Source organism: Streptosporangium lutulentum, from assembly GCF_030811455.1.
Classification (GTDB): Bacteria; Actinomycetota; Actinomycetes; order Streptosporangiales; family Streptosporangiaceae; genus Streptosporangium; species Streptosporangium lutulentum.
The window spans coordinates 4,588,034-4,601,912 of the sequence record NZ_JAUSQU010000001.1 but is presented as its reverse complement, the minus strand read 5'-3'; the positions used below and the strand labels follow the sequence as shown (position 1 = coordinate 4,601,912).

The 13,879-nt window shown below is 69.1% G+C and carries 11 protein-coding genes; 3 read left to right on the top strand and 8 right to left on the bottom strand.

Features of this window, described 5'->3' with window-relative positions; all coding sequences use genetic code 11:
• Positions 1-112 precede the first annotated feature (112 nt).
• Complete coding sequence (locus J2853_RS20575; RefSeq protein WP_307560312.1) at positions 113-1,282, top strand: ArsB/NhaD family transporter; 1,170 nt, start codon at positions 113-115, stop codon at positions 1,280-1,282.
• Here the strand turns inward: J2853_RS20575 and J2853_RS20570 are convergent.
• The 6 genes from J2853_RS20570 to J2853_RS20545 form a co-directional block, all read right to left on the bottom strand.
• Entirely contained in the window at positions 1,272-2,093 is an 822-nt protein-coding gene (locus J2853_RS20570) for an inositol monophosphatase family protein (protein ID WP_307560310.1), read from the bottom strand. The two genes, J2853_RS20575 and J2853_RS20570, sit on opposite strands and share 11 nt — an antisense overlap.
• Before the next feature lie 9 nt (positions 2,094-2,102).
• A complete protein-coding gene (locus tag J2853_RS20565) occupies positions 2,103-2,753 on the bottom strand; it encodes a hypothetical protein (protein ID WP_307560308.1) in 651 nt (216 codons plus the stop codon).
• Positions 2,753-3,763, bottom strand: a complete 1,011-nt coding sequence (locus J2853_RS20560) for a hypothetical protein (protein ID WP_307560306.1) — start codon at positions 3,761-3,763, stop codon at positions 2,753-2,755. The genes J2853_RS20565 and J2853_RS20560 overlap by 1 nt, the downstream gene beginning before the upstream one ends.
• Positions 3,764-4,091: 328 nt before the next feature.
• Positions 4,092-4,865, bottom strand: coding sequence for a sporulation protein (locus J2853_RS20555; protein WP_307560304.1), 774 nt, complete (start codon positions 4,863-4,865; stop codon positions 4,092-4,094).
• A gap of 28 nt (positions 4,866-4,893) precedes the next feature.
• Positions 4,894-6,144 (bottom strand): SPFH domain-containing protein, encoded by a 1,251-nt coding sequence (locus tag J2853_RS20550; protein ID WP_307560302.1) that lies wholly within the window; start codon positions 6,142-6,144, stop codon positions 4,894-4,896.
• A 56-nt stretch (positions 6,145-6,200) separates the two neighbouring features.
• Positions 6,201-7,751, bottom strand: a complete 1,551-nt coding sequence (locus J2853_RS20545) for an SPFH domain-containing protein (protein ID WP_307560300.1) — start codon at positions 7,749-7,751, stop codon at positions 6,201-6,203.
• A 374-nt stretch (positions 7,752-8,125) separates the two neighbouring features.
• Between J2853_RS20545 and uvrB the strand changes: the two genes are divergently transcribed.
• On the top strand, positions 8,126-10,237 hold the full coding sequence (gene uvrB / locus J2853_RS20540; protein WP_307560298.1) for an excinuclease ABC subunit UvrB: 2,112 nt from the start codon (positions 8,126-8,128) through the stop codon (positions 10,235-10,237).
• 233 nt (positions 10,238-10,470) lie between these two features.
• Here the strand turns inward: uvrB and J2853_RS20535 are convergent, their stop codons facing one another.
• Entirely contained in the window at positions 10,471-11,343 is an 873-nt protein-coding gene (locus tag J2853_RS20535; protein ID WP_307560296.1) for a serine protein kinase RIO, read from the bottom strand.
• Between the two features lie 183 nt (positions 11,344-11,526).
• The gene (locus J2853_RS20530; protein ID WP_307560294.1) at positions 11,527-12,495 is read right to left on the bottom strand and encodes a LysR family transcriptional regulator; all 969 of its coding nucleotides are present in this window, start codon (positions 12,493-12,495) and stop codon (positions 11,527-11,529) included.
• A gap of 122 nt (positions 12,496-12,617) precedes the next feature.
• Here J2853_RS20530 and J2853_RS20525 point away from each other — a divergent pair, with 122 nt between their 5' ends.
• Positions 12,618-13,865: an MFS transporter gene (locus tag J2853_RS20525; RefSeq protein ID WP_307560292.1), complete on the top strand. Its 1,248-nt coding sequence runs from the start codon at positions 12,618-12,620 to the stop codon at positions 13,863-13,865.
• The last annotated feature ends 14 nt before the right edge of the window (positions 13,866-13,879 follow it).

Below are 13,879 nucleotides of genomic sequence, written 5' to 3'. Positions count from 1 at the left end.
GCGCCCGCAGTTCAGTATCGCCCGCCGTTGCGGGGTTTTGGAGTGTTTCGATCAAGAGGGCGCGTGCAATCCGAGCCGGTCTCGTGGATCATGTCAGATTGTGTTGCGGCGATTGAGTGTTCTGGACCGAATCCGGATCGGCCTGCTCGGGCTGGGGCTGCTGTTCGTCGCCACCGGACTGCTCCCGGCGGGGGAGGCCCTGGGGCAGATGGAGCGGATCGCGCCCATCCTGCTGTTCCTCGGCGCCGTGGTCATCCTCGCGGAGTTGACCAAGGAGGCTCAGGTCTTCGACGTGATCGCGACCCGGATGGCGGCGGCGGGCCGGGGGAACTACGTCGCGCTCTTCCTGCTGTGCACGGCCTTCGCCTCGCTGGTCACCATGTTCCTGAACCTGGACACGACGGCGGTGCTGCTGACGCCCGTCATGCTCGCCCTGGCGGCCAGGACCGGGATCGCCGCGCTGCCGCTGGCCATGACCACCGTCTGGCTGGCCAACACCGCCAGCCTGCTTCTGCCGATCTCGAACCTGACCAACCTGCTGGCCATGGAACGGCTGGACATGTCCGTCCAGGAGTTCGCCGGGCGGCTCTGGTTCCCGCAGCTCGTCTCCATCGCGGTCACCATGGTCTTCCTGTGGGTGTTCTTCTGGCGGCGCGGCCGGCGCGGCGCCGACCGCTACGACCCGCCGGTCCCCGAGCCGATCGCCGACCCGGTGCTGTTCCGTACGGCGGCCGTGGTGTGCCTGCTGTTCATCGCCGCCATCCTGCTGGAGCTGCCGATCGAGGTGGCCGCCCTGGCCGCCGCGATGCTGATGATCGCCGCCTTCGCCTGGCGTGACCGCTCCAAGCTCACCGTCGCGCTGTTTCCGTGGCAGCTGCTGGTCTTCGTCACCGGCCTGTTCCTGGTGATCCCCACCCTGAGCCGGTACGGCCTGTCGGAGGTGACGAGCGCCCTGGCCGGGACCGGTGACGGCGCCGAGGGGGCCTACCGGGCGTCGGCCGTGGGCGCCGGACTCGCCAACCTGATCAACAACCTGCCCGCCTACACCGCGGTGGAGAAGGTCATCCCCATGGGTAACCAGGACCAGCTGCTGGCCCTGCTCATCGGCACCAACGTCGGATCGGTGATCACCCCGTGGGCCTCGCTCGCCATCCTGCTGTGGTTCGAGTGGTGCCGCCGGAGCGGGGTGCGGGTGCCGATACCGACGTTCGTCCTGGCCGGGGCCGGACTGGCCGTGGTCGGCGTGGGCGCGACCGTGGGGGCCTTGCTGCTCACCGCCTGACCCCCTCCCTGACGAGCTCCAGCAGGTCGGGCAGGAGCCCGGGCCTGCTCGCGACGAAATCGTGTTCGTCGCCCGACAGCGAGGCGTCGAAGGGCGTGCCGTCGTAGGCCGTGACCAGCGCTCCCGCCTCTCGCGCGATGAGCAGGCCGCCGGGCAGGTCGACGATCCCGGTCCGGTAGCCGATGATCCCGTCGATGTCCCCCCGGGCGAGCATCACCCAGGCGAGCAGCGGAGCCCAGAGTCTCAGAACCCGGCGGGCACGCTCGTCCAGCTCCGCCTTCAGCGCCCCCGCCACGGCGTCGCCGCGCCGCACGCCGTACCCCTGGATCCAGGCGAGCACGGGACCGTGAGCGGTGGGGCGGTAGGGCGGGACGGTCAGCGGACCCCCGGGGCCGAGGGCACCCCGTCCCCGTATCGCCGACCAGGTCCTGCCGGTCACCGGTTCGTGCACGACCCCGAGCTCCGGCAGCCCGGCCCGGCACAGGGCCAGGCCCACGGCGTACAGCGGCAGGCCGATCGCGACGTTGTTGGTGCCGTCGAGCGGGTCGATGACCCAGGTCCACCCGGATCCCGTCTCGCCCGCCTTCCCCGACTCCTCGGCGATCACCGCGTGATCGGGGAAGGCGGCCAGCACCCGTTCGAGCAGCAGCTTCTCCGCGGCCAGGTCCAGGTTGGTGACCACGTCGCCGTGATCGCCCTTGGAGTTGATCTCGACGATCCCGCAGGTCCCCGCGGAGAGCAGCAGCCCGGCCGCCTCCGCGGCGTCGACGGCGATCCGCCGGGCGTGCTCCAGATCCGTGTCACTGGCCATGCGGTCCTCCTAGACCAGGTGCCGGGCGGCGTGCAGCGCGACGCGGGCGGTCTCCCGCGCGTCGCAACGGTAGCGGGAGATGAGGTGGGCGGGCAGGTCCGGCGGGCCCAGCGACAGGTCGCTGTGGCCCGGCCGGCTCCGGCCGAGCGCGATCGTCGCCGTCTCGCCGTCGCCGGGAATCAGGCTGGCGTGAAACACCCCGGCCGGCAGCGTGTAGGTCTCGCCGGGGCCGAACACCTCGCTCGTCTCCCTCTCGCACCTGACGGTGCGCGAGGTCGGCCGGATGTGGTCGCCGTCGGGCTCGCTGACCACCTCGAAGATCCGGTGGGTGGCGGCCGAGGTTGTGTCGCTGTCGCTGACGTCGGTGCGGACGTTCTCCACCCGGCCGTACAGCACGTGGCTGAGCAGGTCCCAGCTGTGACAGTGGATCTGCGAGGTGGTGGAGGAGGCGTGCGGAAGCGCGCCGGACCAGACGTGCACGCACACGCCGTACTCCTCGGTCCGCTCCAGCGGCAGGCAGAGGAAGCCCAGCGGATGGCGGACGGCGGTGATCGGCGAGTCGCCGGAGCCGATGGCCCTGAGAACCTGTCCCGCCCATCCGGGAAGGGAGCCGCGCGCCGTACCGTTGATCATCTCATTGTGCAGATCTTGGTATCTCATCACAGGTATGGGTTCTTCGCCCGAAGCGCCTTTCGTGTGAGGTCGCCGATGTCCCTGTCGGTGTAGGAGCGGGGGAGGGGCAGGCCGAGGGTCTCGAACAGCCTGCGCACCTCCTCGATCGTGGGCTCGTCGCTGAGCGGGACCGATCTGCCCAATTCGATCGGCACCCGCTTGGCCTGTTCCAGGCTGGTCATCAGCTCGGTGGTGCAGCTGTCGTAGTAGAAGGATCCCCTGCGCGCCAGAAGCGCCCGCCGGGGATCCTCCCCCGTGATGATCAGTGATGCCGACGAGAGGTCCCAGCGGAACGTGGTCATCGTGGCCGACAGCCCGATGTGGATCTCCAGCAGGCCGAACCGCTGGTGGTACCAGCAGCCGGCGAGGATGGTGCTGTAGGCCTCCTTGCGGGTGCGCTGGGGCGTCCAGATCTCTCCCGTGCCGTCCGGCTCCTGCGACATCGACCGCCGGAAGCGGGCGTAGGCCTCGCAGACCCGCTCGTCGCTCGGGTCGAGGATCTCCAGGCGCATCAGCAGCGCTCGCCGCTCCTTGCGGGCCGCCGCGACGCACTCGGGCAGCGTCACCGCTCGGAAGTAGGTGCCGGTGCCGCCCTTGAAGATCCAGCGGTCGGTCTCCCTGCGGCCCTCGGAATGCGCCTTGGCGATCTCCTCGGCGCCGTTGAGCACATGCACGACCGACAGGTCCTGCAACGCCTTCCCCGCCTCGCCGACCACGCCCTCCAGCCGCTCCAGCCGGCCGGGAATCGAGGCGGCGCTGGTGAAGCTCTTCCGGATCGCCGTCTCGACCGGCTCCTGCCGCCATCGGTCCCGCAGGATGGCGGTGGCCAGCAACGCCAGCACGAGGAGGGTCCCGCCCTCGATCACCTGTTTTTTGAGGGCCTCGTCGATCTGGTCGTCCACCAGCCCCACCACGCCGACGCCCACGGCGAGGAGCAGCGCGATGAAACCGTCGACGTTCTTACCGAGCCATGCTCCGAACCGTGCAATCCGCCCCACGTAAGCTCCGCCCGTCCAGTCGACAGTCAGCCCCCGCTGTCATGGTCACGTCGTCATCGTAGATCCGGACCCCGGCATACTCCATGCCTCGCCTTGGGAATCGTTTTACCCTTTCAAGGACCTTTTCACGCGGGTGGTCGACCGGTGGGAGCGCTTCCCGTGCCCGAAACCGGTGCGGAGCCACCCGGCGAGACGCGCGGGGTGTGCCGGGGCGGTGCGGATCCCGGCCTCGCCCCGCCCGCGGCACGGTCGCGGGGGGAGACGCGCGACGCCCCGGCCGCCGTGACGGCGACCGGGGCGCGGCCGTGCTCGTACTAAGGGGAGAGGGTCAGAACCAGCCACGCTTCTGGGCCATGGCCTGCAGGCCCGCGCGGAGCGACTGCTCCACCTGGCCCGGGTGGTCGTTGTAGCGGACCGTGAACCGGTTGTAGGAGTCGTGGCTGGAGCTCATGAAGCCGCCGCGCTTGTCGGCCTCCAGGATGACGTCCAGCGCGTGCGGACCGGCGATGAAGGTCAGCTCCAGCTCGTTGAAGTGGCGGGTGTACTCGCGGCCCGCGTAGTACTCGATCTCCTGGAAGAACGGCATCTGCGAGCCGTGCAGTGTGCCGCGCTCCAGGTCGGCCTTCTTGAAGCGGAAGCCCATGTTGTCCAGCGCGCCGAGCACGTGGTCCTGGGCGGGCAGGGGGTTGACGAACAGCGGATCGCGGTCGCCCTTGTCGAGCGCGCCGGCCAGGGCGAGCTCGGTGGCGACGCCGAGCTGCATGCCGCGCAGCGGGTGGCCGCCGATGGCGCTGATCGGGGTCTCCCAGGGGACGGGGATCTCGAAGGGAGTCGACTGGGGGGCGCCCGAGGCGAGCTGGAAGGGCCCGCTGACCTGCTGGCGCAGGAAGCTGTACGTCGACTTGTACTCGTTGTCGCCGCTCTCGACCTCGACGACCGCGGTGAAGTCGATGAAGATGCCCTCGACCTTGTAGTCGGAGCCGCCGCCGCGGAAGTTGACCTGCCCGCGCAGGACCTCGCCCGGGCGGACGTTGGAGTTTTGCAACACCGTGTCGACCTCGACGCCGGCGCCGAACGCGGCCATCAGCTTACGGAACACCATCGGGGGACTCCCAGGGGATAGAAGGTTTTCAGTTGGGTTCAACGACCGGTTTGACGTGGCCGTTCCCGCTGCCGAGCTGAGGCAGGATCTGGGCCAGGAGCAGGGTGGACAGCGCGCTGGTCTCGCCGGACGCGCCGCTGGTGCGGACGACGACGGGTCGCGGGGCGCTCTCGGCGAGCTTGGCGCCCACATCCAGCCGGCGGCGGGCCAGCTCGTATTCGAGCACGGCGCGGTTGTCGCGGTAGGAGTCGGCCAGATGGCGCAGCCCCTTCGCCTCGTTCGAGGCGGAGGTGAGCTCCGCCCGTCCCTTGGCCTCGATCTCCCAGCGCACTCGCTGGGCCTCGGTCTCGTGCTCCTCCAGCATGCGGGCGACGTCCTTACGCGCGGTGTTGGCGGCCGCTCTCACCTCGACGATACGTGCGTCACGCGTTTTCTTGGAGCGCTCTATCTCCATCAGGAGGGTGTCGATCCGCCGCTTGCGGGTGAGCTCCCACTCGCGTTCGAAGGCCGACAGCTCCTTGGCGACCTTCTCACGGGTGGCCAGGTGCTGCTGGTACTGGTCGGGCAGCTGCACGTCGGGGATGTTGGCGCCGGTGATCCGCACGCCGTACCGGCCGAGCTGGCGGGTCAGGAGCTCCTGCATGTCGCCCACGTCGGACCCCCGCAGGTCGTAGGCCCGCTCGGTGTTGACCTGGCGGCTGCGCTGGCGGATGGCGTCCTGTACGGCGCTGCTGAGCACGAGGTCGAAGTTGCCCGCTCCGATCGTCCGGACGAAGGCCACCGGGTCGACGATGCGGAACTTCAGGAAGAACTCGATGGACTTCAGCGGCACGTTCTCCGCGGTGGGGCAGGCCACGATCGGGGCGGAGTAGGGGATCTCGGTGGAGGTGTCCACCACCGCGTCCACCCGGTCCCACGGCAGCCACAGGTAGTGGCGTCCCGGGGGCAGGACGCCGACGATCGCCCCCCACCGGCTGCGCACGCCGGTGGTGCCCTCCTCGATCTCGATGATCGCCCGGCGCCACATCCAGACCAGCGCCGCGACGAGGAAGACCACCGCGCCGATCGCGGCGAGACCGGAGAGCATCCCGTCGGCCAGCACCGCGGTGCCCACCAGATAGAGGGAGAGGAACAGCAGGGCCACCCAGGCGAAGCCGCGGCGATCCTTGGGGATCACCACCGGGACGAGCTGGCCGGACTCGCCGCCGCGCAGCAACTGGCGGATCTCCGACCACGAGGCCAGGGATTCCTTGATCTTGGAGAACTCTCTGTTGCTCACGCGTTCACCGCTCCTCGTTCGTTACGGGGCCGTTCGTTCCTCGCGGACCGCTCATCTCACGCCTTCGCTTCCGCGGGGGGCGCCACGGTCTCGGAGACGGGGTGCAGGAGAGCGGTGATCTCCGCTTCCCGGTCCGCGACACGCCTGCCGATCTGGGTGATCCGGTCCCTGATCGCGGCCATGTCCGTGTCGGAGAACAGCTGCTTCTCGTGGCTGCCGACCATCTGCTTGGCCAGGGCGAGCAGGTCGATGTCGGCGGTCTCGCCGATCTGCACCAGCCGGGGCATGTGGGAGGCCACGGATTCGAGCTTGTCGAGCAGGTCCTGCTCGAAGCGGTAGTCCAGGATCTCCGGCGCCTCGGCCGCGCTCAGAGCCCGGATGTCCAGGGCCTGAGCCTCCAGGAGGGCCGCGTTCGCCTTGGCGGTGGACTCGGCCTCCACCAGCCGCTGGCCTCCCTGGGCCTTCGCCTGGTGGGACGCGCGCTCCAGCGCGGTGTCCATCCGGGCCTGGTATCCGGCGATCTCGGCGTGGATGGCCGACAGCTGCTCCTGCAGACCGGCGAGCTCCTTGATCAGGTCGCCCTCGTTCTGCTCCTTGCGCAGCTGGAGTTCGTACTCGTAGGTGTACGCCTCCTTGGCCACCCTGATCATCTCGGGGGCGGCCAGGTCCATCCGGTACTCCTGGCTGGTCGGCTCGGCATGCGTGATGTTCACGTCGGTGAGCCGTACGGCGGGCAGGAACTGCTGGTTGAGGTTGTCCAGCATGCCCATGGTGCTCTCGCCGACCAGGTCGTAGATCTCCTCGGCGCGCTGGGCGTAGATGAGGGAGCGGGTGACCTCGCTGATCGCGTTCTGCAGCTTGGCCTGGAAGCCGCCGACCGAGCCGAGCACGAAGATGAACTCGGCCGGGTCCTCGATCCGGAACTGCAGGAACAGGTCGACGCTGGCCTTGACGCCCTGCTGGGTCGGGGCCTCACGGATGGGCGCGTTGAAGGGGTACTCGCGGGTGGTGTTGACGATGTAGCTGACCCGCTTCCACGGGTTGAACAGCGTCACCCGGCCGGGCTCGGCGATCTGCACGAGCTTGCCGAACTTGGTGATCAGGGCCCTGCAGCCCTCGGGCACCATGACCACGCTCCGCCGCCACCACAGGAAACCCGCGGCCAGCAGCAGCACGACCCAGTAGTGGGGGCCGAACAGCACCCGCGCGCCGTCGGGCAGCCCGGTGGCGACCAGACCGACCAGGCCGAGCGCCGCCAGCCCGACCAGGGGGAGGACGATCCGGGCCGTGGTGTCCTTGGGGATCACCACCGGTGAGATCACGTGAACCGGCTCGCCGTTCGGGCCCTTGCCGGTGAAACTGCGGTTGATGATCTCACCGGCCTCGTTCAGCGACGCGCTGCGGGCCTCGATGGAGGTGGCCAGGGACACGCCCTGGTCGCGGGCGGCCATGAAGTCCGAGGTGTTGAGTGAGAACCCCTTCTCGCCGGCGACCTGGCCGGCGATCTGCCCCACCGCCTGCCCGATGACCTGCCGCGCGTCACCGCCCTGTCCTATCGCCTGGGCAGCGGCCAGCGTGGCCTGCATGGCTTCTCTCGGTCGGGACATCAAACCTCCGGATGGTCATAGGCCAAAAGGCGGATATATCACGCTTGGTGATCGTTGGCGCGCGGAACAGTCAAGGACATCACGCTTGCGGTTCGCTTGACGCACGATTGAAGGCCGCACGGTTCCCCCCGGCAGCAGGGCCGGCGACCGTGCGACCGGGGGTTCGCGACCGGAGGCCGCGCCGTCGAGGGCGGACGGACCGGAGGACGGCGCGTTCGCCCGCCGCACGGCCGAGGGCCGTGGGACGGTGGGCGGCGCGGTTCGCCCGCCGTACGGCCGAGGGCCGTGGGACGGGAGGGGTGACCGGTGGCCGCCCGGGTGCGGGCCGGGCGACCGGAGAAGGATTGTCGGTGGCTCCGCCTACAGTGGAGCAGGTGAGGCCGGTAACAGATTTGCAGCGCAAGGTGGCCCCCTTCGAGGTCATCACCGACATGACCCCCTCGGGCGATCAGCCGACGGCGATCGCCGAGCTCGAGCGGCGCGTCAAGGCGGGTGACAAGGACAACGTCCTGCTGGGCGCCACGGGCACGGGCAAGACCGCCTCGATCGCCTGGCTGATCGAGCGGCTTCAGCGGCCGACCCTGGTCATGCAGCCCAACAAGACGCTCGCCGCGCAGTTCGCCAACGAGTTGCGCGAGATGATGCCCAACAACGCGGTCGAGTATTTCGTCTCGTACTACGACTATTACCAGCCCGAGGCGTACGTCCCGCAGAGCGACACCTACATCGAGAAGGACTCCTCGATCAACGACGAGGTCGAGCGGCTCCGCCACTCGGCGACCAACTCGCTGCTGACCCGCCGCGACACGATCGTGGTGGCGTCCGTGTCGTGCATCTACGGTCTGGGCACGCCCCAGGAGTACGTCGACCGCATGCTCCGGCTCAAGGTGGGCGAGGAGCTTGAGCGCGACAGGTTGCTGCGCCGCCTGGTCGACATGCAGTACACCCGCAACGACCTGGCCTTCACCCGGGGCACCTTCCGGGTGCGCGGCGACACCATCGAGATCATTCCCAAGTACGAAGAGCTCGCCGTGCGGATCGAGATGTTCGGCGACGAGATCGAGAAGCTCTCCACCATGCACCCGCTGACCGGCGAGGTGATCACGGAGGATGAGGAGCTCTACATCTTCCCCGCCTCCCACTACGTCGCGGGCCCCGAGCGGATGGACAGCGCCATCCGGGGCATCGAGGCGGAGCTGGCCGAGAGCCTGGAGACGATGGAGCGGCAGGGCAAGCTCCTGGAGGCCCAGCGGCTGCGGATGCGCACCACCTACGACCTGGAGATGATGCGCCAGATCGGCACTTGCTCCGGCATCGAGAACTACTCCCGTCACATGGACGGCCGTGAGCCCGGCAGCGCGCCCAACACCCTGCTCGACTACTTCCCCGAAGACTTCCTGCTGGTTCTGGACGAGTCGCACCAGACCGTCCCGCAGATCGGCGCGATGTACGAAGGAGACGCCTCCCGCAAGCGCACGCTCGTGGAACACGGCTTCCGCCTGCCGTCGGCGATGGACAACCGCCCGCTGAAGTGGGAGGAGTTCCTGGAGCGGATCGGTCAGACCGTCTACCTGTCGGCCACCCCTGGCTCCTACGAGCTGGGCCGTACCCACGGCGACGTGGTCGAGCAGGTCATCCGGCCGACCGGTCTGGTCGACCCCGAGGTGATCGTCAAGCCCACGAAGTCCCAGATCGACGATCTCGTCCACGAGATCCGGACCCGCACGGAGAAGGACGAGCGGGTCCTGGTCACCACGCTGACCAAGAAGATGTCCGAAGACCTCACCGACTACCTGCTGGAGCTCGGCATCCGGGTCCGTTACCTGCACAGCGAGGTCGACACCCTGCGCCGTATCGAACTCCTCCGCGAGCTGCGGATGGGTGAGTTCGACGTGCTGGTCGGCATCAACCTGCTCCGTGAGGGCCTGGACCTGCCCGAGGTGTCGCTGGTCGCCATCCTCGACGCGGACAAGGAGGGCTTCCTCCGCTCGGAGACCTCGCTGATCCAGACCATCGGCCGCGCGGCCCGGAACGTCTCCGGCCAGGTGCACATGTACGCCGACCGGATCACCCCCTCCATGGAGCGGGCGATCGACGAGACCAACCGCCGCCGGGCGAAGCAGGTCGCCTACAACGAGGCCAACGGCGTCGACCCGCAGCCGCTGCGGAAGAAGATCGCCGACATTCTCGACTCGCTCAACCGGGAAGACGCCGACACCGCCCAGCTCCTCGGTGGCGGCGGCCGTCAGCAGTCGCGCGGCAAGGCCCCGGTCCCCGGCTTCGCGGTCAGGCAGGTGGGTCAGCACGCCAAGGCGATCGCGGGGGAGATGCCCCGGGCCCAGCTGGAGGCGCTGGTCGAGTCGCTCACCGACCAGATGCACCAGGCCGCCGCCGACCTCCAGTTCGAGGTCGCCGCCCGGCTCCGCGATGAGATCAAGGAGCTCAAGCGCGAGGTTCGAGACATGCGGGAGGCCGGTGTCTCCTGATGAGGGCCGGCGTCCTCTGACGCGGTCCGGGGCCGAGGCGGGCCGGCGCACTCCGGAGCGGGGTGGCGTCTCCCGCGGGTGGGCCGGTGTCTCCTGCGGACGGAGGTCTTGAGAGGCACCGGTGTCTCCTGAGACGGAGGTTCCGCGATGAGCCGGCGTCTCCGAGGTGGGGCGCCGGTCCCCGCTGCCCGTCCCGGCAGCGGGGGATACGGCTCGGCGCCGGTGGGCGCCGGTCAGCTCAGCCGGGCCTCGGCACGCAGTAGCGAGGCCAGCGAGTCGGTGTCGGCCGAGGCCACACCGTGTGCGGCGAACCAGGTGGCGACGTTGCGGGCGTCACGGTCGAGGAACTCCGCGCCGACGGGATGGGCCACCACGTCCACGATCTGCGGCAGGTCGATGATGACCAGCCGTTCCTCGTGGACGAGGATGTTGTAGGGCGACAGGTCCCCATGGGCCAGGCCCTCGCGGGCCAGGGTCACCATCGCCTCGACGAGTTGCTCCCACAGGCCGGGGAGACCGTCGGAGACGGCGGCCAGGCGGGGCGCGGCGAAACCGTCGGGGGTGCCGACGAACTCTTCGAGGATCTCGGTGCCGACGATCTGCACCGGGTACGGCACGGGCACACCCAGCGACCACAACCGGCACAGCGCCTGGAATTCGGCGTTGGCCCACTGCCCGGCGATCATCTGCTTGCCGAACCGGGACCGGCTGGCCATCGCCCGGCTGATCCGGCTGTCCCGCTCGCCGCGGCCCTCCAGGTAGCCGGCGTCGCGGTGGAAGAGCCGGTGCTCGGCCGAACGGTAACGCTTGGCGGCGAGCAGGCAGACCCGGTCGGTGCCCGGGACCCCTCGCGAGAGCAGATGGACGTCGGCCTCCTTGCCGGTCTTCAGGATGCCGAGCTCGGTGTCGACGGCCGCCAGCTCCGTGACGAGCCATTTGGGATGCGGCCGGGGGCCGCGCTCGGTGGGGGTGCTCAGATCCCAGGTGGACCAGCGGTCGCCGGACGGCGGCCCGTCGAGGTCCACGGGGGTGTTGTCGAGCCACTCGACATCGTCGTCATCGAGCGCGTACTTGCCGCGGCGACGATGTTCAGGGGACTTTGGCACTGCGGGTTCTCCGATTCGAGAAGCCCACCGGTGTGGCGATCAGGTCAGCGAGAACCGATGGGAAAGGACTCATGGGCATGAATGAAGAAAGCAGCCACGGTCACCCTCCCTTCGTTCGAGGCGCAGCGGGCGCCTGCTGATCGGCTTCGACGATTATGCGGGCTCACCTCGTCCTGTCGCAAGTCATTTACTCGCCGGCTCGCGAGGGGCCGCGCTGCGGCGTGGCGTCGTTGCCCAGGACGGGAGCCAGGCCGTCTCGGGGAGCGGTGTCAGGCTTGCGAAGTGGTTGATGATCGCCTGAAGTCCCGGGTGCGGATTCGTTCTGGGGAGCATGAGGGAGAGCGGGTAGGCGAGAGTCGGGTTCACGATCGGGATGCGGCGTAGGTCGTAGTTCGTCGGCCAGAGATACCGGTCGCGTGAGCCGACGAGGGTGGCCACGTCGGCGGAGTCCGCGAGGGCGTCGAGGAGTACCTCGTTGCCGAAGTTCGGGCCTGTCGCGTCGATGCGGAGGTCGAAGGCGGTGGCGAGCTGATCGTAGAACTCCGCCCATTCGCTTCGGGGCACGATCCCCGGCACCCAGATCCGAAGCTTGCGCAGCCGGGGCGGCGTCAGTGTTCGTGCGGAGGCGAGCGGATGCCTGGGGCCGACGAGGAGTTCCAGCGGGGAGTCGAAGGCGTGGATCATTCGCACGTCGCGCGGCAGCGTGGCCGGATCGGTTACGGCGCGGAACGAGGCGTCGATGTCGCCTGCCTGGACGGCGGCGGCCGCCAGGTGAGGGTCGTTGACCCTGAGGGTCACCACGTCGAGGTTGGTTTCGGGGTGCGACCGCCAATAGTCGTGCAGGACGACGGCCTGCGCGCTTCGCAGACCGAGAACGTCGATCCGGAGGGCCCGCGAGCCCGGCTTGACCGCGGTGACGGCGCGATCGACACCCGCGACGACACTCCGCGCGTGGGGGAGGAACGCCTGGCCGTCGAGCGTCAGTTCGACCCCTCGGGCGGTACGGGTGAACAGGCGGACCTCCAGCTCGCGCTCCAGGGCGGCGATCCGCTTCGAGACCGCCTGCTGTGTCACGCCCAGCTCGTCGGCCGCGTGTTGCAGCTGTCCGAGCTCGGCCGCCCGGACGAACGATCGCATTGCCTCGGTATCCATGGGCTCACCCTATGCCTACTCAACCGATCGTTGTGGCTCGCTGAAAGGAAGTTGTTTGATCCTGCACTCCTGTAGGCGATGTGATTCAGGGACACAAATATCGGTTGTCACAAGGGAGTCACGTGCGTGTGAAATTGGGGTCCGACTTCGGCTGGCTGTGGTCGGCCTACGCCGTCAGCACGTACGGCACGTGGATCGCCTTCGGGGCGTTCCCGCTCATCGCGGTTCAAGTGCTGCACTCGTCCGCATTCGCGGTTTCGCTCCTGGAGGCGGCCGGGCTCGCCGTCGCGGCGATCATCGCGTTCCCGCTCGGGCCGTGGGTCGAGCGCCGGCCCAAGCGCCCGGTGATGATCGCGATGGACCTGGTTCGGTTCCTCGCGATGGCGAGTGTTCCGTTCGCGTACTTCCTCGGCTTGCTGTCCTACGGCCAGCTGCTGGTCGTCTCGGTCATCTCCGGAACCGCGAGCATCGCCTTCACCGCCGCCTCCGGCGCGTACCTGAAACACCTCGTCCGCGGCGATCACCTCCTTACCGCGAACGGGAGGTTCGAGGGCACGAGCTGGGTGGCGACCGCGGCCGGACCGCCCCTCGGCGGCGCGCTCATCGGGCTGCTCGGCCCGGTCGTCACCCTCGTGGCCGACGCCCTCAGCTACCTGCTGTCCGCGTTCGGGGTCCTGCGCATCCGCGGCGGCGACGTCGCGACCCCCCGTGACCCGGCCACCAGGCTGCGCGGAGCCGACCTTCTCCGTGGCTGGCGATTCATCCTCCACGACCGCGTACTACGGCGCCTGTTTTTCAACGGGATCCTGGTCAGCGGCCTGATCATGGCCACCGTCCCGCTTCTCGCCGTCCTCCTGCTGGGCGAATACCACTTCTCGGCCTTGGAGTACGGGCTTGCCTTCGGCGTCCCGGCACTCGGCGGCTTCGTGGGCGCCCGCCTCTCCGCACGCCTCGTGAAGCGTTACGGCCGGCACCGGGTCATGGCCGTCTCCGGCTGGCTGCGATCGATCTTCCCGCTCGGTCTCGCGTTCGTTCACCCCGGCGTCACCGGACTCCTCACCGTGATCGTCGTCGAGGGCCTGCTGATCACATGCATGGGCGTTTTCAACCCGATCTACGCCACGGAACGCCTGCAACGGACCCCCGCGGATCACGCCGCCCAAGTCCTCAGCGCATGGGGTGCCAGCAGCAAACTCGTGCAGGCCGCCCTCATGACGATCTGGGGCGTTCTCGCCACGCTCACCAGCCCCCTCGCGGCGATCACCGTCTCCGGTGTCCTCCTGCTCGCCACCCCGCTCCTGCTGCCCAAACGGGCACACCTGGTCGACCCCGAACCCGCCCGGCCGGCCGAAGACGTCCCGGCCGCATGACTCACCGCCGCCCG

Coding starts and splice junctions, on each gene's coding strand:
- J2853_RS20530 (WP_307560294.1), bottom strand. CDS start 12,495: ATGGATACCGAGGCAATGCGATCGTTCGTCCGGGCGGCCGAGCTCGGA.
- J2853_RS20570 (WP_307560310.1), bottom strand. CDS start 2,093: ATGGCCAGTGACACGGATCTGGAGCACGCCCGGCGGATCGCCGTCGAC.
- J2853_RS20545 (WP_307560300.1), bottom strand. CDS start 7,751: ATGTCCCGACCGAGAGAAGCCATGCAGGCCACGCTGGCCGCTGCCCAG.
- J2853_RS20555 (WP_307560304.1), bottom strand. CDS start 4,865: ATGGTGTTCCGTAAGCTGATGGCCGCGTTCGGCGCCGGCGTCGAGGTC.
- J2853_RS20565 (WP_307560308.1), bottom strand. CDS start 2,753: ATGAGATACCAAGATCTGCACAATGAGATGATCAACGGTACGGCGCGC.